Raw genomic sequence first — 23,674 nt, 5'->3', positions numbered from 1 at the left:
ATGGCCGCACAAGTTCTTCACAGCTCTGCCCGCACGCTTCCTCCCGTCACCGCCGTCAGGAGGAACGCCATGTGTGGATTGAACGTCTTCGTGAGCAGCCGACCGGCCGCCGGAGCGCCGGACCCGGCGTCCCAGGCCGCCTTCGCCGCCGCGCTCGAGACCATGCACCACCGCGGCCCCGACGACACCCGCGTCGAGTTCGCCGACGGCGCCGCGTTCGGCTTCAAACGGCTCGCGATCATCGACCGCTCCGAGGCCGCGCAGCCCGTGCACTACCGGGACCGCTGGACGGTCGTGTTCAACGGCGAGATCTACAACTACCGGGAGCTGCGGGCCGAGCTGATCCGCGACCACGGCGCCACGTTCGCTACCGAGGGTGACAGCGAGGTGCTGGCGGCGGCCTTCCACTTCTGGGGCCCGGCCGCCCTGCCCCGGCTGCGCGGCATGTTCGCCTTCGCCGCGTACGACCACTGGACCGGCACCCTGCACGCCGCGCGCGACCAGTTCGGCATCAAGCCGCTCTACATCCTGGAGACCGTGGACGGGTTGTTCCTGGCCAGTGAGCGCAAGGCCCTGCTGCCGTTCAGCGGCGACGCGGCCGCGCAGCTCGACACCGACGCGCTGGCCCACTACTTCACGTTCCAGTTCGTGCCCGACCCGCAGACCCTGCACCGGCAGATCCGCCGGCTGCCCCCGGGCCACCGCCTGACCTGGTCCGCCGCCGGCGGTTTGCGGTTGGACCGCTACTTCCGGCCATCGTTGCGGCCGCTGTCCTTGAAGCCGGATGCCGCTTATGCCGGAATCCAGAATGCGTTGCGCGACAGCGTGCGCGCTCACCTGCACGCCGAGGTTCCGGTCGGGGCGTTCCTGTCCAGCGGCGTCGACTCGTCGGCCATCGTCGCGCTGGCCCGTGAGTACAAGCCGGACCTGCACGTCTTCACGGCCGGGTTCGCCCACGACGGCTACTCCGAGATCGAGATCGCCCAGGACACCGCGCAGCAGCTCGGCGTACGGATAACCCCGACCGTGGTCACCGAGGACGACGTCATCCGCGAGCTGCCCCGGATCGTGCACCTGCTCGACGACCCGGTCGCCGACCCGTCGCTGATCCCGCTGTACTTCCTGGCCCAGACCGCGTCGCGCTACGTCACCGTGGTCCTCTCCGGTGAGGGCTCCGACGAGCTGTTCGGCGGGTACACGATCTACCGCGAGCCCGCGTCGCTGGCCGGCCTCGAACGCCTCCCCGCCGGAATGAAGCGCGGACTGCGCGGCCTGGCCCACGCCATCCCCGAGGGCGTGCGCGGCCGCAGCTTCCTGGAACGCGGCACCACGCCCATCGAGGAGCGCTACTACGGCAACGCCCGCATCTTCGCCCCCGAGGAGAAGGCCGAACTGCTCCGCTTCACCGCCGAACCGCACACGGCGATCACGTCCCGCCTGTACGCCGAAACCGCCGACGTCGACGACGCCACGTCCATGCAGTACGTCGACCTGCACACCTGGCTGCCCGGCGACATCCTGGCCAAGGCCGACCGCATGTCGATGGCCCACTCCCTGGAACTGCGCGTCCCGTTCCTCGACCAGGCCGTGTACGCGGCCGCGGCGGGCCTGCCGACCGAGCTCAAGCTGCCCTCGAACAACAAACACACGACCAAGCACGCCCTGCGCGAGGCCATGCGCGGCATCGTCCCCGAATCCGTGCGCGAACGCCGCAAGCTGGGCTTCCCCACCCCGACCCGGCTGTGGCTCAAGGGCGGCATCGGCGACTGGGTGGGCGGCCTGATCGCCGGCTCCGGCCCCCGCCACCTGATCGACGTCGACTACGCCCTGCGCCTGCTCACCGAACACCGCGCCGGCACCGCCGACCACTCCCGCAAGGTCTGGGCGGTCGCCATGTTCTGCCTGTGGTGGGCCATCAACGTGGACGGCACGATCCGCCCCGAGCCCGCCCACGTCCCCGTGCCCGCCCCGGCCCCGAACGACCGATGGGCGACAGTTCTGACTGGCCAGTAATCTCCGTGGCTACCATCCAGCCATGCCTTCACCGCTCGTCGATGCGCAGCAGATCCAGGGCAACATCCTCCGCCCGTTCGGCGGCGCGCACCAGGCCTTCGTGGCGCTGTCGTTCCGCAACGACCGGGTCCGGGCCCGCCGCTGGCTGGCCGGGGTGGCCTCCCGGGTGACCGGTCACGACGCCGTGCCGCCCCGGGGCTCCGACCGCATAGCCCAGGGCCGGTCGCTGCTGAACGTCGGTCTCACCGCGAGCGGTGTCGTGCTCCTGCACCCCGAGGCCGCCGGTCACCTGGCCGTCCACACCGCCTATTGGCAGGGCCCGCTGGGCACCCGCGTCGACGACGCCGACCGGCTCACCACCGCGCCCGTCCTGCTGGGCGACGTCGGTGCCGGCGACCCGTCCGCCTGGGTGGTCGGCGGGCCGAGGAACGACGAGCGCCGGCGCCGCGGCACGCCGGTCGATGCGCTGCTCACGATCGCAGCCGCCGACGAGGCTTCCATCAAAGCCGCGGTGCTGCACGAGGAAACCGCGGCCGACGGTCTCGAGATCCTGCACGTGCAGTTCTGCGAGGTGCTGCGCGAGGAGGGCGAGACCGGCCGTCGCATCGAGCACTTCGGCTTCGCCGACGGCATCTCCCAGCCGGCGGTCAAAGGTTTCCCCGACGCCGTGACCCGCCCGGGGGCACCGGTCATCGCGGCCGGCGAGTTCATCCTCGGACAGGTGGGCGAGCGCCGGCCTCAGTCGTGGGCGCCCCGGCCGGTTCCCGCCCGCTGGATGCGCGGCGGCTCCTTCCAGGTCTACCGCCGCCTCGTGCAACATCCGGATCGCTTCTGGGCGCGGATGGCTGAACTGGGCCGCCTCTCCGGCACCGACGCCGACACGGCGGCATCCCACGCCTTCGGCCGCCATCGTGACGGTAAGCCGCTGGCCGAGCCGGGCGCGTCCGGAGAGAAGGAGAACGTGTTCACCTACGACGATGACCGCGACGGCGAACAGACACCGCTGTTCGCGCACATCCGCAAGGTGAACCCGCGCGACGACATGGTCTTCCGCGACCGGGGCCACAAAATGTTGCGCCGCGGCATCACGTTCGGCCCGCGCTACCACCGCGACCGCCCGGACGAGAACGCGGGCGTGGAACGGGGAGTCGTCTTCAACGCCTACGTGGCCAGCATCGAGGACCAGTTCGAGTTCGTGCAGCGCCGCTGGGCCAACGACCCCGGCTTCCCCTCGTCCGCGCTGGCCAAGTACGGCCGGGTCGAGGCCGAGCCGCCTCGGGTCGACGGCCTGGACCCGGTGATCGGCGACGACCGGCAGACCGCGGAGAAGCGCCTTCCGGCCGCCGTGGTGGACAAGATCAAGCCTTCCGCGTTCGGGGGCTTCGTCACCACGACGGGTGCGGTTTACGCCTTCGCCCCGACGCTGTCCGCGCTGCGCCAGCTGGCCGGCGACGAGGTCCTGGACGCGTAGCGACCGAGGGGTTCAGGCCGCTCGGTTGTGCCGCGGGGCGCGTTCGATGCGTTCCAGAAGGACGTCCAGGCCGGGGCCGTTCTCCGTCACGATCCACCGGGGGAGGGCCGGCAGGGGCGGGCCCGGGGGCAGGCGGACGCCGGTGAGCCGGCGGTAGGCATGGCGATATTCCAGGCGGGGAGCTCGCAGGTAGAGCTTCTCGTAGATGCCGGCGGCCGTCCGGCGGGCGTCGTCGTCGCTGGAGTTCGCTTGCCATGCGGCGTCCATCAGCGCGGCGACTTCATGCGGCTCGGACCAGCGTCCGGCCGCCTCGCGCAGTGACCGTGCCGCGTCCGCGGGGCCGACCTCGCCCCGGGCGACTTGCAGACGCACCGCCAACGTGTAGGCGTTCACCTGGGTGTCCCGCTCGTCGTGTTCTTCGGCGACCGCCAGAGCCTCGGAGTTCAACGTCTCCGCCAGGGCCGGGCGGCCGGCGCTCAGATGCAGACGCGCGAGCCGGTGCAAGGCCTCACAAAGGAAGTAGGGGGAGTCGAGCTCGCGAGCGGGAGGGATCGCCCGTTCCAGCAGCTGCTCGGCCTCGTCGAGGCGCCCCTCGGCCGCGGCGATTCCCCCGAGACCGGTCAACTGGTCGACGATGGTGGTCCAGTCCCTCAGCTCGACCGCAAGCCGCAAGGAGTGCATCGCGCAGGCCCGGGCGCGGCCGAAGTCGCCCTCCTCGCGATAGATCTCACCCATGTTGCCCACAGTGATGCCGGCGGTGTGCCGGGCGCCGATGTCCTGGGCGACGTCGAGGGCGCGCTGGTACGTCGCGATCGCCTGAACGTGGTCGGCGTTGCGTTGGAACGCCCAGCCGAGATTGTTCGCGCCGAACAACATCCAGTGCCGGTCGCGCGCCTGCTCGGCTGTCTCGAACGCACGGGTCAGGTGGTCGAGCGCCTCCTCCGACCGGCCGGTGTTCAGGTGGCAGAGCCCGATGTGGTTGAGCGCGCCGCTCATCGCCGAGAGGTCGCCGGCCTCGGTGGCCATCGCGAGATGCTGGTGTGCCATCGCCAGCGCTTCAGCGTATTCACCCTGCCGGAACAGGACGTACGTCATCCGCTCCATCGTGCGGGACAGACCGGCGGCGTCGCCGAGGCCCTGGAAACCCACGAGAGCACGTTTCAGCCAGCTCACCGCATCGGCGTGGGACCTGTACATGAGCAGGTCGCCGAGCTGCCGCTGGCCTGCGGCGACGATGTCGAGCCGGCCGGTCGCCTCGGCCGCGCGCATGGCCAGACGGTAATGCCGATCGGCCTCGGCCCACTGCCCCGTGTGGTGGTGCACAGTGCCGATCTCGATGTGCAGCGCGGCCTGATCGGCCTCGGGCAGCAGGGGCAACAGCCGTCCGTAATAGTGATTCGCGGCCTCATTGGCGAAAATCGACTTGGCGCGATCACCTGCGGCGCGGAACCAGACCCGTTGCTTGTCGTGACGTTCTGTGCGGGCGTAGTGGTGAGCGAGCACGTCGACGTACTGGGTGAGCCGGTCGGCGAACTCGTCCTCGATGAAAAGGGCGGCCCGCTCGTGCAGGGAGGAGCGCGTGTCGTAGGTGATGCTCTGGTACGCGGTCTCCTGGGTGATGGGGTGCTTGAACTCGTACTCCGGCTCCGGTTCGTCCGCGACCCGCGGCGTGAGGTCGAGGGCGTCGAGGTGAGCCAGGTGGACCGCGACCTGCTGAGCGGAGCCGGCCTTCGGATAGACGGACGCGATCCACGGTGGCTGGAAGCGGCGGCCGATGACGCTCGCGACCTTGATGGCCGCCTTCTCGTCGTCGGTGAGCTGGTCGATGCGCGCCATGACGAGCCGCTGGAGGCTGTCCGGAAGGTGCAGGGCGGCCAGACCGGCCGAGTCGGCCGGGTCGAATCTGTTGCCGTGCAGGTAGGCGATCAGTTCCTCGATGTAGAACGCGTTCCCGCCGGTCTGTCCGATGATCTGTTCGACCAGCTTCCCGGCGACTTCGGTGCCCTGGCCGTACCTTTCCCGCAGTCGCAGCGTGGCCAGCCGCCGGGCGTCCCGCTCGGTCATCTGCGTCAGCGGAACCTCGATCACGTGGTCCGCGCCGGACAGCGTGCCCGGCGTGAGCTCGCGTGAGGTCGCCAGCAGCAGCACGGGAAGGTCGTCGAGATGCCCGGCCAGGAGGTCGAGCAGACCGAGCGACGCCGGGTCGATCCAATGGCAGTCCTCGAGCAGCAGCACGAGCGGACCGGTGGCCGCCCGCTCCCGCAGACAGGCCAGCAGGGTGGATCGCAGCAGCTCGTCGCGGCCGCTCTGGTCGAGCTGGGCGGTGAGGTCGGTGTCCGGCATCGGCAGGTCGATCAGCGCCGCCAGCAGAGGTGCGCGTTGCCCCGATCCGTCGTATCGGGTGACGCGCTCGGTCAACATGGATCGCTGCTCGTCCAGGGGGAGCGACGAGTCGATCTCCAGGAGTTCGCGCCAGATCGAGCGCCACACCAGATAGCTCGCGCTTGTCCCGTGCGAGCGGCAGCTGCCGCCGTATCCCGTGAACCCCAGGGTCCCGGTGATCCGGCAGGTCTCGGCGGCCAGGCGTGACTTCCCGATGCCCGCCTCCCCGTGCAGCCAGACGACGCGTCCCCGTCCCGAGCGCACCTCACGGACGACCTGCTCGAGCCGGGCCATCTCGGTGGCCCGCCCGACCAGCGCGCCCGGTGCGGGTGAAGGCAGTTCACTCGGCAGGTCGGCCTCCTGCACGGAGCGGACGACCCACGAAGGAACCGGCCGGGACTTGCCTTTGGCGGTGACCAGGACCGGGCCGTCGGCGACGACGACCTCCCGGACGTGCTCGAAGGTGGACTGGTCGATGAGGAGATGACCGGGTGGAGCGGCCTGCATGAGCCGTGCGGCCAGGTTGACGGCGTCGCCCACGACGGCGTACTCCCGGCGGATGTCCGAGCCCACTTCGCCGCAGAACACGGGGCCTGTCGTCAGGCCTCCCCGATCGGCCCCGCCGGGCAGCGCGAGAAGCTCGAGGCAGCAGCGCAAGGCGCGCTCCTCGTCGTCCTCATGGCTTACCGGCGTGCCGAACACGGCAACCAGCACCGTTCCCTTGTCGTCGGCCATGAGGTGGCGCAGGTGACCGCCGAATCGATCGATGATCCGGACGCCTGCGTCCAGGTAGCGCTGCAGGGCCTGGACCGTTTCCGGCTTGTCCATCGAGACATCCGGCAGGCGGACGAAAGCCGTCGTGACCTTGCGATGCTCGTTGACCAGCTCGTGCCGGCCGGAACTGAGCCTGGTGCGAATCGCGGGATGGAGGAACGGTTTCACCAACCGCTCCAACTCCCCGGCCGGTGGTGCCGGCGGCGCGTAGGGCGGGTCGATCGACTCCCCCGGCTCGGCGGCCTTCTGCAGGGCGGAATCGATGACGATCTCGCCTCGCTCGGCGCGGTGCAACGCGTCGATCGCGGCGTCGAGCGCCGGTCCGGCGATGACGTGCTGCAGCCGGGTAGCCGGATCGCCCAGAAGCATGGCCAGCACCGAGCCGGCAGCCATGCCTACCCTGATCGTCAGCGACCGTGAGCCGTCCCGCGTGGAGATCGGGACGACGGAGGCGGTGGCCTCCCGAATGAGCTCGGCGCAGTGGATGGCGCGCCGGGCGACTGCGGCGGCGGTCGCGGGCGTGTACTCGAACATGCCGACGAGGGCGTCACCGGCGAAGTCGACCACGCTGCCCCCGGACGCGGCAATGGCGTCGGCGGTCACCTCGAACCAGCGGTTGATGATGCGTGTCAGTTGCTCCGTGCCATAACTGCCCGAGCCGCTGAAGCTTTCGGCCATCGCGGTGAAACCGACGACATCCGCGTACAGGATTACTGCTTCGGCACGCTGCGTAACTGGCGGAATGCTGACATTGTCGGTTGTCAGCAGGATGCGCAATACGTGTTCGGGCAGATAGGAACGCCAGGTCGCGGCCAGTTCAGGCACGATCTGTGAGGGAGAGGTAACCGGGCGCTGATTTGTCACGCCTTGTGTGGCCACCCTTCAAATCCTAGTGTCGGGGATCAATCATCACTCTCGGCACGTCTGTCGCCAATGGGGATTCGCTATGGGTCAGTCCGTCAGTGACGCCGCCTTTGAACTCAAGGGTGCATGTGTCCACTCGCTCCGGTTCGCGTTGGGTGCTCCGCTCGAGTATCCGTACGCTCCGTCACTGGCGGACGGTGCGGGTGAGCCACCTGCTCTGTTCCGGCGGATTCAGGCCGCGTCCCCGCCGCCGCTGCGGGACGGTGAGCCGTGGTATGCCGGGATGACCCTGGCGAACGAGCAGTTTCAGCCGGACGTGGTCTTCGGGGCCGACCGGTTGGCCGCCGTGCAGCACCAGGCCGGCAATCCGTCGCTCGATGTCGCCGCGCCCGAGACGATCGTGCTGGACGAGTGGCTGACGGTGGCGCGTTGCGACGAGCCGGTGCCGATGGCGTTCCCCGGCCCGGACCGTGGTCTCTACCTGCTGTCGATCGGCTACTGGAATCCGATTCCCGAGGGTGAGAAGAGCACCGAGAGGGCCGTCCGCTACTACGGTGAATACCGGTTGAACTGGACCCGGGTGCCGGAAGGACGCTGGGTCGCGGTCAGCTTCGACGCGTTTTGGCCGCCCGAGCGGGACAGCGGCGACCTGATCATCCCGATCGGCGGCTGCGACGAGGAATGCCCTGTCTGAGGCGCGGACCCGCCACCGGCACCAGCGGCCGCACCGGCAAACCCGCCTCGGCCACCTCACCGGCCGTCTCCTGCGATTGCCTCTTCTCTTTCTTCGCCTGCTTATCTACAGTCGTCAATATATGGGAGCGCTCCCAAGGCGGTAGGAGGCAGCCGTGCGGCGTGGGATCTATCCGGTGGCGGGGGCTGCGGCGCTGGTCGCGGCCGGTTTGGCGGTGGCCGTGGCGCCGCCCGCATCGGCTGCGGCCGCGTGCACCGTGGCCTGGACGGCCAACCAGTGGTCGAACGGCTTCACCGCCGAGGTGCAGGTGACCAACGGGGGAGCGGCCGTCACGTCGTGGACTCTGGGGTGGACGTTCGCGGGGGATCAGCGGGTCACCAACGCCTGGAACGCCACCGTGACGCAGACCGGGAACGCCGTGACGGCGGCCAGCGTGGGATGGAACGGATCGCTGGCCACCGGGGCCTCGGCGCGGTTCGGGTTCCAGGGGACGTATTCGGGGACCAACGCGAAGCCGGGCGAGTTCACCTTCAACGGGGTCTCGTGCAGCGGATCGACGCCTACTCCCACGCCGACGACATCTGCACCGACGACACCCACACCTACGCCGACGACACCGACTCCGACGCCCACGACGCCCAACCCGGGGCAGGGATGTGTGCCGACGGCGATCTGCGACGGCTTCGAGAACCAGGCCGGGACCACCCCGGGCGGCAACTGGGCGGTCTCCACGCCGGACTGTTCGGGGGCGGGTAAGGCGGTCATCGACCGTACGGTCGCGCACACCGGGTCCACCTCGCTGCGCATCGACGGGGCCGCCGGATACTGCAACCACGTCTTCGCGGGCAACACGCAGATCCTCGGCACGGCCGGGCCGGTCTGGTACGTCCGATACTGGGTGCGGCACACGACGGCGCTGCCCGCGTCGCACATCACCACGGTGGCCCTGCGCGACTCGGCCGACGGTAACCGTGACCTGCGGTTCGGTGGGCAGAACGGAGCGCTGCAGTTCAACCGGGCCTCCGACGACGCCACGCTGCCCGAGCAGAGCCCGGCCGGGGTGGCCCAGTCCCGGCCGCTGCCCACGGGCACGTGGAACTGTGTCGAGTTCAAGGTCGACGGCAGCAACGGCACGATCGAGACCTGGCTCGACAACACGTCGGTGCCGGGGCTGCTCAACGACGGCGTCCCCACCCACGACATCGACGGGCAGTGGCTCAACCGCACGTGGCGGCCCGCCCTGACCGATCTGCGGCTGGGCTGGGAGAGTTACGGTGAGGGCGCCGACACCCTCTGGTACGACGACGTGGCCGTGAGCTCGCAGCGCAACGGCTGCTAGAACAGGGCCAACGCCTCGGCCAGCCGGGCCCGCACCCAGGACAGGTGGCGCGGGCCCGTCACGCCGCGGTACGCGGTCTCGATGAGCATGACCAGCGTCAGGTGCAGGTTGTAGAGGCGGCGGCGGTCGTGCTCGCCGGGGGTCAGCGCGGGTTTGCCGTAGCCGCGCAGGAACGCGGCCGGGTTGCCGAACGACGGGAGCCGGGTGGCGACGAAACCGGCCTCGATCAGCGGGTCGCCCCAGAAGGCGCGTTCGTGGTCGATGATGCACACGATCTCGCCGTCGCGGGTCAGCACGTTGCTGTCCCACAGGTCCCACTCGACGAAGCGGGGCTCGGTCACCTCGTCCAGGCAGTCCGCGTGCGCGGCGAACAGGGCCCGCAGACGGGCGTAGTCGAGGTCGACACCACGGCGTGAACCGTCGGCCAGGACAGCCTCGACCATGGACAGGAAGCAGGCCCGCCAGCCGGCGACGCCCGGGCCGGCCAGCGGGCCGAACGCCTCCCCGGTGATCGTGTTGAGCTCGCGGGTGGCCCGGCCCAGCGCGCCGTCCAGCCGGTCCTGCTCGCAGGCGGACAGGGCGGAACGGATGACGCCGTAGTTCTCGGCGTCCACGTAAGGCATGAAGAACCAGCCGGCCCCGCCCAGCTCACCCGAGGCGTCCACGAAGTCGACGTCCGGCACGGGCACGGTTGTGCGCGCGCGGATCAGCTCGATCGCGGCCAGCTCGGTCGCCATCGCCCCGCGCTCGTACGTCATCACGTCGACGTCGCGCGCAGGGGCGATCTTGAGCACGACGTGGCGGCCGTCGCGCAGGCGGATCCGGTACGCCACGTTGAACCAGCCGTGACGCAGTTCGTGCACCCATCTACCCGTACGGGAAGGAACGTGATCGTCGCCGTAGGCGCGCGCCACCATGGCCCGGAGCGTGTCGAGCGACTGCCGGTTCTTGGTGATGCTCTCCATGGTGGCTCAGGATCCTACGTAATCCGCCAAGTGCTCGCCGGTCAGGGTGGAGCGCGCGGCCACCAGCTCGGCCGGCGTGCCCTCGAACACGATCGTGCCGCCGTCGTGGCCGGCCCCCGGGCCCAGGTCGATGATCCAGTCGGCGTGCGCCATCACGGCCTGGTGGTGCTCGATGACGATCACCGACTTGCCCGCCTCGACGAGCCGGTCGAGCAGGCCCAGCAGGTTTTCCACGTCGGCCAGGTGCAGACCCGTGGTCGGCTCGTCCAGGATGTAGACGCCGCCCTTCTCGCCCATCCGCGTGGCCAGCTTGAGCCGCTGCCGCTCGCCGCCCGACAGCGTGGTCAGCGGCTGGCCCAGCTTGAGATAGCCCAGCCCGACGTCGGCCAGCCGGACGAGGATCGTGTGCGCGGCCGGCACCTTGCCCTCGCCCTCGCGGAAGAACTCCTCGGCCTCGACGACAGGCATCGCGAGCACCTCGCTGATGTCCTTGCCGCCCAGCTTGTACTCCAGCACCGACGCGTCGAACCGCCGGCCCTCGCACACCTCGCACGTGGTGGCCATGCTCGCCATCACCCCGAGGTCGGTGTAGATCACGCCGGCGCCGTTGCAGTTGGGGCAGGCGCCCTCGGAGTTCGCGCTGAACAGGGCCGGCTTGACCCCGTTGACCTTGGCGAACGCCTTACGGATGGGTTCGAGCAGGCTCGTGTATGTGGCGGGGCTGCTGCGCCGCGAGCCGCGGATCGCCGCCTGGTCGACCGCCACCACCCCGTCGCGTGGCGCCACCGATCCGTGGATCAGCGAGCTCTTGCCCGAACCGGCCACGCCCGTGACCACCACGAGCACCCCGAGCGGGATGTCGACGTCCACATTGCGCAGGTTGTGCGACGTGGCGCCGCGCACCTCGAGCGTGCCCGACGGCTGGCGCACCTTGTCCTTCAGGACGGCCCGATACTCCAGGTGACGCCCGGTCAGCGTGTCGCTGGCCCGCAACCCCGCCAGGCTGCCCTCGAACACCACCTGACCGCCCCCGCTGCCCGCGGCCGGCCCGAGGTCGATGATGTGGTCGGCGATCGCGATGGCCTCGGGCTTGTGCTCGACCACGAGCACCGTGTTGCCCTTGTCGCGCAGCTGCAGCAGCAGGTCGTTCATGCGCTGGATGTCGTGCGGGTGCAGGCCGATCGTGGGCTCGTCGAAGACGTACGTGACGTCGGTCAGCGCCGAACCCAGGTGCCGGATCATCTTCGTGCGCTGCGCCTCGCCGCCGGACAGTGTGCCCGAGGGCCGGTCGAGCGACAGATAGCCCAGGCCGATCCGGACGAACGAGTCGAGCGTCTCGCCCAGCGCGGTCAGCAGCGGCGCCACCGACGGCTCCTTGAGCTTGCGCACCCACTCGGCCAGGTCGCTGATCTGCATCGCGCAGGCGTCGGCGATGCTGATTCCCTTGATCTTGGACGACCGTGCGGCCTCGCTGAGCCGGCTGCCGCCGCAGTCGGGGCAGGTCTTGAAGATGGCCACCCGTTCGATGAAGGCCCGGACGTGCGGCTGCACCGCGTCGATGTCCTTGGACAGGAACGACTTCTGGATCGAGGGGACCAGACCCGCGTACGTGAGGTTGATGCCCTCGATCTTGACCTTGGTGGCCTCGCGGTAGAGCAGGTCGTCCAGTTCCTTCTTGGTGAACTTCTTGATCGGCTTGTCGGGGTCGAAGAACCCGACGCCGCGCAGGATCCGCCCGGACCAGCCGTCCATGCTGTAGCCGGGGATCGTGACCGCGCCCTCGTTGAGCGACTTCTCCTCGTCGTAGAGCTGGGACAGGTCGATGTCGTTGACCGAGCCGCGCCCCTCGCAGCGCGGGCACATGCCACCCAGCAGGCTGAAGGTGCGCTTCTCCTTGACCTCGCGTCCGCCTTTCTGCAGCGTGACGGCGCCGGCCCCGCTGACCGAGGCGATGTTGAAGGAGAAAGCTTGCGGAGACCCGACATACGGCTGGCCGAGCCGGCTGAACAGGATGCGCAGCATGGCGTTGGCGTCGGTCGCCGTGCCCACCGTGGACCGGACGTCGCCGCCCATCCGCTCCTGGTCGACGAGGATCGCCGTGGTCAGGCCGTCCAGCACGTCGACGTCGGGCCGGGCCATCGACGGCATGAAGTTCTGCAGGAACGCCGAATACGTCTCGTTGATCAGCCGCTGCGACTCGGCGGCGATCGTGCCGAACACCAGCGAGCTCTTGCCCGAACCGGACACCCCGGTGAACACCGTGAGCCGACGCTTCGGGATCTCGACGCTGACGTCCTTGAGATTGTTCACCCGTGCGCCGGTCACGCGGATCATGTCGTGGCTGTCGGCGTCGTGCATTCCCGGCTCCCCTGGTAGTCGGCGTGGTTCCCGGGAACCCTAGACGGGACGGCCCGCCTCCGGCTTCTCGATTCCTGATCCGGGAAGCTGCAATTCTGCCAGGTCAGAACGATCTCCGGGGGCCCGCCAGGCCTGCAGCGCCGCGAGTTGCCGGGCCACCGCGGCGGGTGGGGTCAGGCGCAGCACCAGGTCGCGCAGGGGGCCGCGGCTCTGCAGCAGACGACCCATGGCGCGGGCCCGGCGGGCGACGGCCTGGGTGCGGCGGCGGCGGACCACATCGTACGCGCGAAGGGCCTCGTCGACGGGCGAAGAGCCGAGCAGGTGGGTCAGGGTTGCGGCGTCCTCGATGGCCATGGCGGCGCCCTGACCGAGGTCGGGGGTCATGGCGTGGGCGGCGTCCCCGAGCAGCACGGTGGTGCCCCGGGCGAACGTGGCGAGCGGGCGGGCCAGGTCGAAGATGTCGGTGCGCACGAGAGCGGCCGGATCGATGGCGTCGAGCACCTCGGCGACGGGGGAGTGCCACCCGTCGAAGCGGCGGCGAACCTCGGCGTACTCGTCGTCGAAGCGGGTGCCGGCGGGCATCGACGCCACCCCGAACCAGTAGACCCGGCCGTCGGGCAGTGGGGCCAGGCCGACCCGTTCGCCTCGGCCGAGCGACTCGCCGGCCTCGTCGCGCAGATCCACCGGGCGTGTCGTGACGGCGCGCCAGCTCGTGTAGCCGCTGTAGCGCAGGCCGGGATCGCCGGGCCAGCTCGCCCGCGTCCGCGATCGGAGCCCGTCCGCCGCCACCACCAGGTCGAAGCCCTCCGGGGTGCGGTCGATCCCTTTCCCGTACGTGACGGTGCCCGGCCGCAGCTCCGCCGTGAACGCGCGGTGCAGGTCGGCTCGGTGCACTACTCGCAGTTCGCGCAGCGCGTGGGGCGGCGTGACGGCGAGCCACCGGCCGTCCCGGCGTCGCTGACCGGCCCGCGTGTGCTGCTCGCGGCCGGCGATTTCCCGTACGGCATCGCCCACCCCCAGGGAGTCGAGCGCTCGCCAGGCGTTGCCGAACAGTGACAACCCCGCGCCGGCCTGCGTGTTCGCGCCTGAGCGTTCGAAGACCGTGACGTCCCAGCCGGCGTGCTGAAGGCCGATGGCAGTGGTGAGGCCGCCGATGCCGGCCCCGACTATCGCAACTCTACGCATGTAGAGGACTCTACTGATGTAGAGTGATCCTGTGAAGGTGGTTCCGAACACAGATCGACGGGCGGCCATCGGCGACGCCGCCGTCGCGCTGGTGGCCGAGCAGGGGCTGCGAGCTCTGACCCACCGGGCGATCGACCGCGCTCTGGAGCTGCCCGCCGGCTCGACGTCGTACTACGCGCGCACCCGGCGGCAGCTGATCGAGCTCATGGTGCAGCGGCTGGCCGGCCGCACCCTGACCGACATGGGGCCGGTGAGCGGGCCGGGCGAGCTGCTCGACCGGCTGGCCGAGCGGGCGGCCGACCACCGGGTCCGCTTCGCGCTGATGGTCGACCTGGCCGGCGACCCCGCGCTGCATCCGCTGCTCACGACCGCGTCCCCGGCGCGCGCGGCGTTCCTGGCCGCCGCCGAGTCGACCCTGGCCGCCGCGGGCGCGGCCGACCCCGCCCGGCACGCCCCCGGCCTGATCGCGCTGGTCGACGGCCTGCTGTTCGACCGGGTGGCCGGGTCGGCGGTCGACCACCCGGGCGAGGTCATCTCGGCGTATCTGCGGGGAGTCGCCGCCGCCCCGTAGGCCTGTCGGCGGGGAGTCGCGGCCGTCCCGCAGGCATGTCGGCGGGGAGTCGCCGCCGCCCCGCAGGCATGTTCGCGCCGGGACGCGGGTACGGCTTCGGCATGGCTATCAAGACTGAGACCCGAAACGCCATGCCGGACAGCACGTTCGCGTTCCCCCGCGTACGGAAGGAACCGCTGAACGACGCCAAGCACGTGCGTAACGCCATCGCCCGGTTCGACCAGGTGCGCGACGTGAGCGACAAAGAACGCGACGAGGCGTTCCGGCGGATCAAAAAGGCGGCGAGCCGGTACGGCGTCGAGCTGACCGAGAAAAGCTGGCACGAGCTGGGCAAACCCGACGCCGCCCGCCGATCCTCGGACAAGCCGCGCCCCCAGGCCTCGCGCCAGGAGCTCTATGCCGAGGCCCGTAAGCAGAACATCCGGGGCCGTTCGACCATGACGAAGGACGAGCTGATCAGGGCTCTGCGGTCATAGCCCGGGCGTAGTTGTGGCGAGTTCCTCGTCGGCCATCGGTTCGACACCCTCCAGCCGTACGGCATCGGAAGGTTTGGCCACCACGCGGACGCCGTGCTCGCGGGCCAGCCCGAGCACCGTCGCCACCGAGTCGCTGACGTCGTTGCGCGGATGCACGACGAGGCCGAGCACATGGTTCTTCATACCCATGCACTCGACCTTGCCACGTTTGTGATCCAACGCCGCAGCGGATGGCACCTCTCGAAGCCGCAGCCGGACTCGAACCGGCGTACGCCGCTTTGCAGGCGGCTCCCTGGCCACTCGGGCATGCGACCGTGCTCGTATCGTGGTTACTTACTGACGTGCGCGTCCCTGGTGCCGACCCAGGTCTGCCTAAGGCGACGGTTTTACGGACCGCTGGACGTGCCGCCGTCCACGACGCGCTTGCTTTTCGCGGGTGACTGACCGAATTTTCCCGGGTGACTGACCGGATTCGAACCGGCGACCTCCGGGGCCACGACCCGGCGCTCGGCCAACTGAGCTTCAGCCACAGTGCCCGTACCAGGAATTGAACCTGGGACCTTCCCCGTGTGAAGGGGACGCTCTTCCGCTGAGCCATACGGACCACGTATCCCGGGCTGGGGTCGAACCAACGGCCTCCGCCCTGTCACGGCGGCGCTCTGCCACTGAGCTACCGGGATGGGAGCAGGGGCGGGATTCGAACCCGCGGCTTCCGGCTTATGAGACCGGCGAGGACGACCTGGCTCCTCCACCCTGCGAGTGCGCCGCCGGGGACTCGAACCCCGAACGTACGGATTAAGAGTCCGTTGCTCTGCCAGTTGAGCTAGCGGCGCTTGACTTTGTTGACGCGGAGACGGGGCGAGTCGAACGCCCACGGGGTTTCACCCCCCAACCGCTTTCGAGGCGGCGGCCGGCGCCCATCGGCTGGCGTCTCCCTTCGGTGCCGTGTCGCCGGGTGGGGTCGAACCACCGGCCTCCGCCTTTTCAGGGCGGCGCTCGTACCGGCTGAGCTACGACGACATGTGGTGCGTGGACCCGGCCGGGGTCGAACCGGCCACCTCCGCTGTGCGAGAGCGGCGCTCTACCTGATGAGCTACGAGCCCTTGCCGTACTGCTGTGTCATGTGCTGCTTCTGCTGCGTGCTGCTCGTCGTGCGTGCGGCTTCTGCTGCGTGCTGCTTTGCTGCGTACTCGGAGCGCGATTCGAACGCGCACTGGCGCCGTTCTGAGCGGCGTGCCTCTGCCATTGGGCTACCCGAGCGTGAGCCGGCGGCGGGACTCGAACCCGCTACCTGCCGATTACGAAACGGCTGCACGACCAGTCGTGCTGCACCGGCCCTGATGGTGCTGGTGGTGCGTGCCCTCGGCGCGAGTCGAACGCGCACTGGCGACGTCCTCAACGTCGTGCCTCTGCCTTTGGGCTACGAGGGCGATGAGCGGCAGACCGGATTCGAACCGGTGGCCTCCACCGTGGCGGGGTGGCGCTCTGGCCTGACTGAGCTACAACCGCATGTGGACCTGGGCGGACTCGAACCGCCGACCCCCGGTCTGCCGAACCGGTGCGCTACCCGCTGCGCCACAAGCCCATCTGTGAAATCCGTCCGGAGCCCCCGAGTCGAACGGGGTGTCTCACACTCCCAAGGTGCGCGGGTTGCCGTCTCCCTCGCTCCGGAAAAAATGTGCCATCCGCTGTGGAGTTGTCAATTAACAAAATTGAATAGGGGCAGCGCGAATTGCCTCACGGCGCCGAATGAGAAAACAAAAAAACCGCCGGTCCCGGGTGGGGTCGGCGGCGTCGAGCCAGCGTGCGCTAGCTATGCCACCGGGCCCCATAGGGCTTGCCAAGAGACGTAAAAGAACAGGTCAGGGCGACGGCGGAGCCGTACGGTGCTAGCTGGTGAGCGTGCTGCGACATCGCCATCTCCTCTCCTGCGGGTCTTGCTTCCCGGTGGTGAAAACAAAGGTAGCCGCATCCGCAGTGCCTTGGCAACGCTATTTACGGGCCACCTCGAAAATAGTTCTCTGTCAACCGGCCCTGTGGATAACACGGCATTGTGGATAACTCGTCGGCAGTGTCACGCGCCGCGTAGGGTCGGCCTCGCGTCTTCCTTTGCCCCTGGGTGGTCGGGGGTGGCGGTGGGGAACATGCGATCAACAAGCGACACGATCAAGGGGAGCGGCACATGGGCGGCAGACCGGCGGTGCACTTGGCGATCCCGGTGGACGACCTGGAGGCGGCCCGCTCGTTCTACGGCGGCGTGCTCGGGCTCGCCGAGGGCCGGTCCAGCGACCACTGGATCGACTGGAATCTGCACGGGCACCAGCTCGTGACGCACGTCGTGGCCCGGCCGGTGACACCCGTGGGTGACAACGAAGTGGACGGCCACGACGTCCCGATCCCGCATTACGGGCTGCTGCTCACCACCGACGAGTTCCACGCGCTGGCCGAGCGGTTGCGCGCGGCCGGCACGACGTTCCTGATCGAGCCCTACCTGCGGTTCCCCGGCCGGCCGGGCGAGCAGTGGACGATGTTCTTCCGCGATCCGGCCGGCAACGCGCTGGAGTTCAAGGCGTTCCGCGATGAGAGTCAGGTGTTTGCGAAGTGAGAAATGTGCTGGTGACGGGGGCTTCGCGCGGGATCGGGCGGGCCATCGCGGTCGCGTTCGCCAAGAACGGTGACCGGGTGGCGGTGCACTACGGGCGCGACCGTGCGGAGGCGGAGAGCACCCTGCGTACGCTGGAAGGGGACGGGCACACCCTGGTCGGCGGTGACCTGGCCGATCCCGAGGTGGCGCGCACGGTCGTCGACACCGCCGCGGCTGAGCTGGGCGCCGTCGATGTGCTCGTCAACAATGCGGCCATCGCGCCGAGCGCCGCCAACCGCCATGAGATCAGTTCCATCCCGTACGAGGATTGGCAGCGCACCTGGCGCACGATGCTCGACGTCGACCTGCTCGGCGCGGCCAACGTGACGTACCTGGTGGCCCGGCGGCTGATCGAGCGGCAGGCCGGGGGCAGCATCGTGAACGTGGGCTCGCGCGGGGCGTTTCGCGGTGAACCCGAGTTCCCGGCGTACGGGGCCGCGAAGGCCGCCCTGCACGCGTTCGGGCAGTCGATGGCGGTCGCGCTGGCGCCGTACGGGATCGCCGTGACCTCGGTGGCGCCCGGCTTCGTCGGCACCGAGCGGCAACAAGACAACATCGACGACCACGTACGGGGGCAGAGCCCGTTCGGCCGGGTCGGCGCGCCCGAGGAGGTGGCGGCGGCCGTGCTGCACCTGAGCTCGCCCGAGGCGCTCTGGTCGTCGGGGGCCGTGCTCGATCTGAACGGGGCGTCCTACCTGCGGTAACGATATTTCTCGATGCCTGAGGTATCTTCGGCGGCGAGGAAAGAAACTTTCACATTCATGGGGGCCTCGGGTGTCTGCTGCGGATCGTTTCGCCCTGTTGTCGACGTCCGAGCCACCGGCCGGGCCGCGCGTGCTGTTCGAGCGGGCCGTCGTGCTCGGCGGCAGCATCGCGGGCCTGATGGCGGCCCGGGTCCTCAGCGACCACGCCGACCAGGTGCTGATCATCGAGCGTGACGACCTGGCCGAGCTCGACACCCCCGACGATCGGATCGCCGCCGACCCGGCCGGCGCCGTGGCCCCGCGCCCGGGCGTGCCCCAGGGCAGCCAGGTGCACGCGCTGCTGCCGTCGGGGCTCACGCAGCTCGAACGCTTCTTCCCCGGGTTCGTCGACGAGGCCCTGACCGCCGGTGCCGTGAACCCGCCGCCCGGGACGAGCCACTTCTACATGGACGGCAAGCTGCGCGAGGAGCCGCCGACCGGCCCGGCCGCGCAGGCCCTCATCTCGAGCCGGCCGTTCCTCGAGGCGCTGATCCGGCACCGGGTGCTGAGCCTGCCCAACGTCCGTACGGTGCAGGGCCGGGCCGACGGTCTGATCCTGCACGGCGAATCGGTGGCCGGCGTGCGCTACAGCGACGGCCGGGAGGAGAAGGCCGACTTCGTCGTCGACGCGACCGGGCGTTCCAGCCGGCTCGGCGACTGGCTCGAGGGGCACGGCTTCGCCAAGCCGCCGATGCAGCGCATGGGCATCAAGCTCAACTACGCGACCGCCCTGTTCCGCCGCCCCGCCGACGCGCAGGTGTGGACGTGCATCTCGATCGCCAACCCGGGCCCGGGCAAGGTGGCCCGGATCGGCGGCTACACCCCGATCGAGGGCGACCGGTGGACGGTGCTCGTGTCCGGCTACGCCGACGACCGCCCGGGCCGCGACGCCGGCGAGTTCCGGCAGCGCTGCGTCGACGACTTCCCGCCCGAGTTCGGCCAGGTCGCGACCACGGCCGTGCAGGTCGGCGACGTCGTCACCTACCACCAGGCCGACAGCAGGCGCCGCGACTTCCACAAGCTGACCCGTTTCCCGGCCCGGCTGGTCGCGGCGGGCGACGCGGTGGCCTCCTTCAACCCCGTCTACGGGCAGGGGATGACCTCGGCCGCGCTGCACGCCTCGGCCCTGTCGGAATACCTGCGCGGCCGCCCCGACCTGGCCAAGCCGGCCCTGTCCTACTTCCAGGACGTCAAGGTGATCGTCGACGCGGCCTGGCAGGTCTCGACCATGGCCGACCTCGCCCTCCCGCACGTCGACGGGCCCTACCCCAAGGGCTACAAGGCCATCCAATGGGTCACCGGCCTGATCTTCAAGGCGTCGATGCGCGACCAGTCGATCAACCAGCGCCTGGGCCAGGTCACCACGATGCTCGAACACCCGAGCGCCCTCACCCAGCCCCGCTTCCTGCTCCGCGCCCTGGCGATCGGCGCTCGCGCCTGACTGTGGCCGCGGTCACACGCTGTCACGTTCGTTCCGGACCCCTCGTCCCTGCCCTGAACCCGTAGGGACGAGCGAAGGACGGACGCGATGAGGATGGCAGTGGCCGGCGGGACCGGCTGGGTCGGCAAGCTGGTGGTCGAACGGGCGCGGGAGGCCGGCCACGACGTCGTGGTGATCTCCCGGTCGAACGGCGTCGACCTGACCACCGGAGCCGGCCTCGACGAGGCGCTGCACGGCGTCGACGCGGTGATCGACGTGACCAACGTCGAGACGCTGAGCGGCAAGGTGGCCACCGAGTTCTTCGAGACGGCCACTCGCACCCTGCTGGCGGCGGAGAAGCGTTCCTCCGTACGGCATCACGTAGTGCTGTCGATCGTCGGTGTGGACCGGGTCGACTCGGGCTACTACCGGGCCAAACGCCGTCAGGAGGAGCTCGCACTGGCCGGACCCGTCCCGGCCACTGTGCTGCGGGCGACCCAGTTCCACGAGTTCGCCGCCCAGCTGCTCGGGCGGGTGCCCGGCCCGGTCAAACTGGTGCCGTCGATGCTGACCCGGCCGGTCGCCGCGGCCGACGTCGCCACCGAGCTCGTACGGCTGGCCGAAGGCCCCGCCCGGGGCCTGGCGACCGACCTGGCCGGGCCCGAAGTGCTGAAGATGTCGGCCATGGTGCGCCGCCTGGCCCGGGGCAAGCTGGTGCTGACCGTGCCGGCCGGGCGCGCGATGGCGGGCGGCGCGCTGCTCCCCGCGGGCGAGTTCCACAGCGGTCAGGTCACGTTCGACCAGTGGCTGGCGGCTTCCCGGTGAAACGTGGGGCGGTGCTGATCCTGGCCGTGTCGGCCGCGGTCGCCGGGGTGTGGGCGGCGGCGTTCCCGATGTCGTTCTACCACGACTTCCCCGCCCCCGGCCGGCACTGGGTGTCGACGCTGGGCCCGTACAGCGAACATCTCGTCCGCGACGTGGGCGCCCTCTACCTGGCCCTGCTCGTGCTGAGCGTGTGGGCCTGGCGCCGGCCCACCCCCGAGGCCCTGCGCGTCACCGGGGGAGCGTGGCTGATCTTCAACGCGATCCACTTCCTGTGGCACATGCTGCACCTGGAGATGTTCCCGCCGATCGACAAGGTGGGGCACGCGGCGGCCCTGGGCGGCGTCCTCGCGTTGTCGATTGTGCTGCTGCTTCCCGATAGAGTCACACCTCGTGGCGGCAGAGATCATCAGTGAGGTCCGCGACGGCGTCGGCTGGGTCACCATGAGCAACCCGGCCCGCCGTAACGCGCTGTCCACCGCGATGCTGACGTCACTGACGACGGTCGTGCGCGAGTACGACACCGCGGTTCCCGTACGCAGCATCGTCCTGCGCGGCGCGGGGGACACGTTCACCGCCGGGGCCGACATCTCCGAATTCGCCGCGCACCACGACTCGACCGGCGCCCGCGAGACGTGGGAACAGGCGCTGACCGGCCTGTTCGAATCGCTGAGCGGGCTCACCACACCGCTGATCGCGATGATCCAGGGACCGTGCTTCGGCGCGGGCATGGCCCTGGCCCTCAGCGCCGACATCCGCATCGCCGCCGAAGGCAGCACGTTCGGCATCCCGGCGGCCCGGCTCGGCATCGGCTACCCGTACGAACTGGCGCAGACCCTCGTCCACGTGATCGGGCCGGCCCACGCGAGCGACATGCTGTTCACCGCCCGCTCCTACGCCGGCTCGGAAGCCCTGGCCGCCGGCCTGATCAACCGCCTCGTCCCCGCAGCCGCCCTCGAAGCCGACGTCCTGCGCACCGCGTCGGCCATCGCCGCCAACGCACCGCTGGCCGTACGCGCCGCCAAGGCCTCGATCAAGGCCGCCGCTCATCCGCCGCTGGCCGCCCGGGCCCAGCAGCTGATCGCCGCCACAACCGGCTCCCACGACGAGTTCGAAGGGCAGCGCGCCTTCATGGAACGCCGGCCCCCGTCCTTCGAGGGCCGCTGAACCGTCCAGCTCGCCCGCGTTCTCCGCTCTTCGCTCGCCCGTGTTCTCCGCTCTTCGCTCGCCCGTGTTCTCCGCTCTTCGCTCGCCCGCGTTCTCCGCTCCTCGCTCGCCCGTGTTCTCCGCTCGTCGCGCGCATCCGGCGCCGCCTCTTCGACAATCCGGCGGACTTTTATCACGTCCTATATTGACGACTGTTAGTAAATCTTCCTAATCTTTGTGGGCCCGAAGTCATCCCCACGGCGCAACCCCCGCGCCGGACACGAAGGGTCACCTTCCCCATGGCTATCCGAAAGAGCCGCTGGACCGCGGCCGCCGCGGCGTGCGCAGTCGCCGCCGTCGGCACGATCACCGCCCTCGCCATGCAGGGCACCTCGCAGGCAGCGGTGCTGCCCAACGGCTTCAAGAGCGTCGGCTACATGCCGTCCTGGGCCGGCAGCGTCACGAGCATCCAATACTCGAAGCTGACCCACATCAACTACTCGTTCGCGCTGCCCAACGCGAACGGCACCCTCCAGGCGATCGAGAACACGTCGAAGCTCCAGCAGCTCGTCACCCTCGGTCACCAGAACAACGTCAAGGTCTCGCTGGCCATCGGCGGCTGGAACGACGGCAACGACTCCGCCTTCGAGTCGCTCGCCGCCAACTCCGGCACCCGTACGACGTTCGTCACCAACGTCATGAACACCGTGCGCCAGTACGGGCTCGACGGCATCGACATCGACTGGGAGTACCCCGACCCGGGGCAGAGCGGCAACAACTACACCGCCCTCATGCAGCAGCTCAGCACGGCCCTGCACAACGAGGGCAAGCTGCTCACGGCCGCGGTCGTCAGCGAGGGCGGCACCGCCAACGGCGTCCAGCCGGCAGTGTTCGGCTACGTCGACTGGCTCAACATCATGGCCTACGACGGCGGGTCACCCCACGCCAACTACGACTGGTCGATCGCCTCGGCCAACTTCTGGAAGAACCGCGGGCTGCCCAAGGCCAAGACCGTGCTCGGGGTGCCCTTCTACAGCCGGCCCGGCTATTTGACGTATGCGCAACTGGTCGCCCAGGACCCGGCCAACGCCAACCGGGACTGCACGCCCAGCGGCGAGTGCTACAACGGCCTGCCCACGATCCGCCGCAAGACCCAGTGGGCGCTGGCCAACGCGGGCGGCATCATGAACTGGGAGCTCTCGCAGGACGCCACCGGCGCGAACTCGCTGGTCAGCGCCATCTACGAGACCGTCATGAACGGCGGCGGGGGCCCCACGACCCCGCCGCCGTCGGGCCGCACCGGCCGCATCACCGGCGTCGCCGGCAAGTGCGTCGACATCGCCGCCGCCAGCAGCGCCAACGGCACCGCCGTGCAGCTCTACGACTGCAACGGCACCACCGCGCAGAACTGGACGGTCGGCACCGACGGCACGATCCGCGGCCTGGGCAAATGCCTGGACGTGGCGGCCGCCGGCACCGCCAACGGCTCCCTGGTGCAGATCTATGACTGCAACGGCACCGGCGCCCAGCAGTGGCAGGCCCAGTCGAACGGCACGCTGCGCAACCCGTCCAGCGGTCGCTGCCTGGATGCCTCCAACAACAGCTCGGCCAACGGCACCCGCCTGCAGATCTGGGACTGCGCCACCACCGCCAACCAGCGCTGGACCCTTCCCTGACCGCTGTCATCACCCGATCGCGCGGCCCGTCCCCTCGCCGGGGGCGGGCCGCCCTTCGTTCGGGTTAGGTCGCTCAGGCGTCCACCGACGGGCGACTGACCTGCGGCCTTACGGTCGGCATCATCGCTCGC

At 69.9% G+C, this 23,674-nt stretch carries 18 protein-coding genes and 14 tRNA genes; 13 read left to right on the top strand and 19 right to left on the bottom strand.

Going from position 1 to position 23,674, the window contains the following annotated elements; translation table 11 throughout:
* Positions 1 to 69: 69 nt before the first annotated feature.
* Both asnB and BKA14_RS20455 read left to right on the top strand, forming a co-directional pair.
* Entirely contained in the window at positions 70 to 2,013 is a 1,944-nt protein-coding gene (gene asnB / locus BKA14_RS20460; protein ID WP_184952521.1) for an asparagine synthase (glutamine-hydrolyzing), read from the top strand.
* Between the two features lie 22 nt (positions 2,014 to 2,035).
* Entirely contained in the window at positions 2,036 to 3,484 is a 1,449-nt protein-coding gene (locus BKA14_RS20455; RefSeq protein ID WP_184952520.1) for a Dyp-type peroxidase, read from the top strand.
* Positions 3,485 to 3,496: 12 nt separating this feature from the next.
* On the opposite strand, the gene BKA14_RS20450 is transcribed toward BKA14_RS20455, so the two are convergent.
* Entirely contained in the window at positions 3,497 to 7,465 is a 3,969-nt protein-coding gene (locus tag BKA14_RS20450; RefSeq protein WP_184952519.1) for a tetratricopeptide repeat protein, read from the bottom strand.
* A gap of 322 nt (positions 7,466 to 7,787) precedes the next feature.
* Here BKA14_RS20450 and BKA14_RS20445 point away from each other — a divergent pair, with 322 nt between their 5' ends.
* Together BKA14_RS20445 and BKA14_RS20440 are read left to right on the top strand one after the other, a co-directional pair.
* Complete coding sequence (locus BKA14_RS20445; RefSeq protein ID WP_184952518.1) at positions 7,788 to 8,198, top strand: hypothetical protein; 411 nt, start codon at positions 7,788 to 7,790, stop codon at positions 8,196 to 8,198.
* A gap of 154 nt (positions 8,199 to 8,352) precedes the next feature.
* Positions 8,353 to 9,537: a cellulose-binding domain-containing protein gene (locus BKA14_RS20440; RefSeq protein ID WP_239092976.1), complete on the top strand. Its 1,185-nt coding sequence runs from the start codon at positions 8,353 to 8,355 to the stop codon at positions 9,535 to 9,537.
* On the opposite strand, the gene BKA14_RS20435 is transcribed toward BKA14_RS20440, so the two are convergent.
* From BKA14_RS20435 to BKA14_RS20425, 3 genes are read right to left on the bottom strand one after another with little or no spacing between them, the layout of a single operon-like run.
* Positions 9,534 to 10,502, bottom strand: a complete 969-nt coding sequence (locus tag BKA14_RS20435; protein ID WP_184952517.1) for a phosphotransferase family protein — start codon at positions 10,500 to 10,502, stop codon at positions 9,534 to 9,536. The two genes, BKA14_RS20440 and BKA14_RS20435, sit on opposite strands and share 4 nt — an antisense overlap.
* A gap of 6 nt (positions 10,503 to 10,508) precedes the next feature.
* Positions 10,509 to 12,860: an ATP-binding cassette domain-containing protein gene (locus tag BKA14_RS20430; RefSeq protein WP_184952516.1), complete on the bottom strand. Its 2,352-nt coding sequence runs from the start codon at positions 12,858 to 12,860 to the stop codon at positions 10,509 to 10,511.
* Positions 12,861 to 12,899: 39 nt separating this feature from the next.
* Positions 12,900 to 14,045, bottom strand: a complete 1,146-nt coding sequence (locus BKA14_RS20425; protein ID WP_184952515.1) for an FAD-dependent oxidoreductase — start codon at positions 14,043 to 14,045, stop codon at positions 12,900 to 12,902.
* Positions 14,046 to 14,076: 31 nt separating this feature from the next.
* On the opposite strand from BKA14_RS20425, the gene BKA14_RS45175 reads away from it, so the two are divergent.
* Positions 14,077 to 14,616: a TetR/AcrR family transcriptional regulator gene (locus BKA14_RS45175; protein ID WP_184952514.1), complete on the top strand. Its 540-nt coding sequence runs from the start codon at positions 14,077 to 14,079 to the stop codon at positions 14,614 to 14,616.
* A 101-nt stretch (positions 14,617 to 14,717) separates the two neighbouring features.
* Positions 14,718 to 15,092 (top strand): DUF6582 domain-containing protein, encoded by a 375-nt coding sequence (locus BKA14_RS20415; protein ID WP_184952513.1) that lies wholly within the window; start codon positions 14,718 to 14,720, stop codon positions 15,090 to 15,092.
* Here the strand turns inward: BKA14_RS20415 and BKA14_RS20410 are convergent.
* The 15 genes from BKA14_RS20410 to BKA14_RS20340 form a co-directional block, all read right to left on the bottom strand.
* Complete coding sequence (locus BKA14_RS20410) at positions 15,087 to 15,281, bottom strand: hypothetical protein (RefSeq protein WP_184952512.1); 195 nt, start codon at positions 15,279 to 15,281, stop codon at positions 15,087 to 15,089. The genes BKA14_RS20415 and BKA14_RS20410 overlap by 6 nt on opposite strands.
* Positions 15,282 to 15,335: 54 nt before the next feature.
* Positions 15,336 to 15,406, bottom strand: a tRNA-Cys gene (locus BKA14_RS20405).
* A 143-nt stretch (positions 15,407 to 15,549) separates the two neighbouring features.
* Positions 15,550 to 15,622: transfer RNA gene (locus BKA14_RS20400), tRNA-His, on the bottom strand.
* A gap of 2 nt (positions 15,623 to 15,624) precedes the next feature.
* Positions 15,625 to 15,696: transfer RNA gene (locus BKA14_RS20395), tRNA-Val, on the bottom strand.
* Positions 15,697 to 15,700: 4 nt separating this feature from the next.
* A tRNA-Val gene (locus BKA14_RS20390) sits at positions 15,701 to 15,772 on the bottom strand.
* Positions 15,772 to 15,850 (bottom strand) — tRNA-Met (locus BKA14_RS20385). The genes BKA14_RS20390 and BKA14_RS20385 overlap by 1 nt, the downstream gene beginning before the upstream one ends.
* A gap of 2 nt (positions 15,851 to 15,852) precedes the next feature.
* Positions 15,853 to 15,925, bottom strand: a tRNA-Lys gene (locus BKA14_RS20380).
* Positions 15,926 to 15,940: 15 nt separating this feature from the next.
* Positions 15,941 to 16,027 (bottom strand) — tRNA-Ser (locus BKA14_RS20375).
* An 11-nt stretch (positions 16,028 to 16,038) separates the two neighbouring features.
* Positions 16,039 to 16,112, bottom strand: a tRNA-Phe gene (locus BKA14_RS20370).
* A 10-nt stretch (positions 16,113 to 16,122) separates the two neighbouring features.
* Positions 16,123 to 16,195, bottom strand: a tRNA-Ala gene (locus BKA14_RS20365).
* 84 nt (positions 16,196 to 16,279) lie between these two features.
* A tRNA-Leu gene (locus tag BKA14_RS20360) sits at positions 16,280 to 16,352 on the bottom strand.
* Positions 16,353 to 16,355: 3 nt separating this feature from the next.
* Positions 16,356 to 16,428 (bottom strand) — tRNA-Thr (locus BKA14_RS20355).
* Between the two features lie 21 nt (positions 16,429 to 16,449).
* Positions 16,450 to 16,522, bottom strand: a tRNA-Leu gene (locus tag BKA14_RS20350).
* A gap of 4 nt (positions 16,523 to 16,526) precedes the next feature.
* Positions 16,527 to 16,601 (bottom strand) — tRNA-Gly (locus tag BKA14_RS20345).
* Positions 16,602 to 16,604: 3 nt separating this feature from the next.
* Positions 16,605 to 16,677: transfer RNA gene (locus BKA14_RS20340), tRNA-Ala, on the bottom strand.
* A 597-nt stretch (positions 16,678 to 17,274) separates the two neighbouring features.
* Here BKA14_RS20340 and BKA14_RS20335 point away from each other — a divergent pair.
* From BKA14_RS20335 to BKA14_RS20305, 7 genes are all read left to right on the top strand, one after another.
* Positions 17,275 to 17,697, top strand: coding sequence for a VOC family protein (locus tag BKA14_RS20335; protein ID WP_184952511.1), 423 nt, complete (start codon positions 17,275 to 17,277; stop codon positions 17,695 to 17,697).
* A gap of 11 nt (positions 17,698 to 17,708) precedes the next feature.
* Positions 17,709 to 18,440 carry an SDR family NAD(P)-dependent oxidoreductase gene (locus BKA14_RS20330; RefSeq protein ID WP_184952510.1) on the top strand — a complete coding sequence of 244 codons (732 nt, stop codon included), beginning with the start codon at positions 17,709 to 17,711 and terminating at the stop codon, positions 18,438 to 18,440.
* Between the two features lie 70 nt (positions 18,441 to 18,510).
* Positions 18,511 to 19,920: an FAD-dependent oxidoreductase gene (locus tag BKA14_RS20325; RefSeq protein WP_184952509.1), complete on the top strand. Its 1,410-nt coding sequence runs from the start codon at positions 18,511 to 18,513 to the stop codon at positions 19,918 to 19,920.
* Positions 19,921 to 20,007: 87 nt separating this feature from the next.
* Positions 20,008 to 20,724: an SDR family oxidoreductase gene (locus tag BKA14_RS20320; RefSeq protein WP_184952508.1), complete on the top strand. Its 717-nt coding sequence runs from the start codon at positions 20,008 to 20,010 to the stop codon at positions 20,722 to 20,724.
* A gap of 11 nt (positions 20,725 to 20,735) precedes the next feature.
* On the top strand, positions 20,736 to 21,137 hold the full coding sequence (locus BKA14_RS20315; RefSeq protein WP_239092980.1) for a hypothetical protein: 402 nt from the start codon (positions 20,736 to 20,738) through the stop codon (positions 21,135 to 21,137).
* Positions 21,115 to 21,888, top strand: a complete 774-nt coding sequence (locus BKA14_RS20310; protein WP_184952506.1) for an enoyl-CoA hydratase-related protein — start codon at positions 21,115 to 21,117, stop codon at positions 21,886 to 21,888. The genes BKA14_RS20315 and BKA14_RS20310 overlap by 23 nt, the downstream gene beginning before the upstream one ends.
* A gap of 278 nt (positions 21,889 to 22,166) precedes the next feature.
* Positions 22,167 to 23,543, top strand: a complete 1,377-nt coding sequence (locus BKA14_RS20305; RefSeq protein WP_184952505.1) for a glycosyl hydrolase family 18 protein — start codon at positions 22,167 to 22,169, stop codon at positions 23,541 to 23,543.
* Positions 23,544 to 23,674: the final 131 nt, after the last annotated feature.

The sequence above is a fragment of the Paractinoplanes abujensis genome (assembly GCF_014204895.1).
GTDB lineage: Bacteria > Actinomycetota > Actinomycetes > Mycobacteriales > Micromonosporaceae > Actinoplanes > Actinoplanes abujensis.
Note: the sequence above shows the minus strand (reverse complement) of the source record. Positions and strands in the feature narration are given on the sequence as shown.

What these genes read in the sequence shown, in the direction of transcription:
- asnB (WP_184952521.1), top strand. Translation starts at nt 70, where the DNA reads ATGTGTGGATTGAACGTCTTCGTGAGCAGCCGACCGGCCGCCGGAGCG.
- BKA14_RS20455 (WP_184952520.1), top strand. Translation starts at nt 2,036, where the DNA reads ATGCCTTCACCGCTCGTCGATGCGCAGCAGATCCAGGGCAACATCCTC.
- BKA14_RS20445 (WP_184952518.1), top strand. Translation starts at nt 7,788, where the DNA reads ATGACCCTGGCGAACGAGCAGTTTCAGCCGGACGTGGTCTTCGGGGCC.
- BKA14_RS20435 (WP_184952517.1), bottom strand. Translation starts at nt 10,502, where the DNA reads ATGGAGAGCATCACCAAGAACCGGCAGTCGCTCGACACGCTCCGGGCC.
- BKA14_RS20430 (WP_184952516.1), bottom strand. Translation starts at nt 12,860, where the DNA reads ATGCACGACGCCGACAGCCACGACATGATCCGCGTGACCGGCGCACGG.
- BKA14_RS20425 (WP_184952515.1), bottom strand. Translation starts at nt 14,045, where the DNA reads ATGCGTAGAGTTGCGATAGTCGGGGCCGGCATCGGCGGCCTCACCACT.
- BKA14_RS20415 (WP_184952513.1), top strand. Translation starts at nt 14,718, where the DNA reads ATGGCTATCAAGACTGAGACCCGAAACGCCATGCCGGACAGCACGTTC.
- BKA14_RS20410 (WP_184952512.1), bottom strand. Translation starts at nt 15,281, where the DNA reads ATGGGTATGAAGAACCATGTGCTCGGCCTCGTCGTGCATCCGCGCAAC.
- BKA14_RS20335 (WP_184952511.1), top strand. Translation starts at nt 17,275, where the DNA reads ATGGGCGGCAGACCGGCGGTGCACTTGGCGATCCCGGTGGACGACCTG.
- BKA14_RS20320 (WP_184952508.1), top strand. Translation starts at nt 20,008, where the DNA reads ATGAGGATGGCAGTGGCCGGCGGGACCGGCTGGGTCGGCAAGCTGGTG.
- BKA14_RS20305 (WP_184952505.1), top strand. Translation starts at nt 22,167, where the DNA reads ATGGCTATCCGAAAGAGCCGCTGGACCGCGGCCGCCGCGGCGTGCGCA.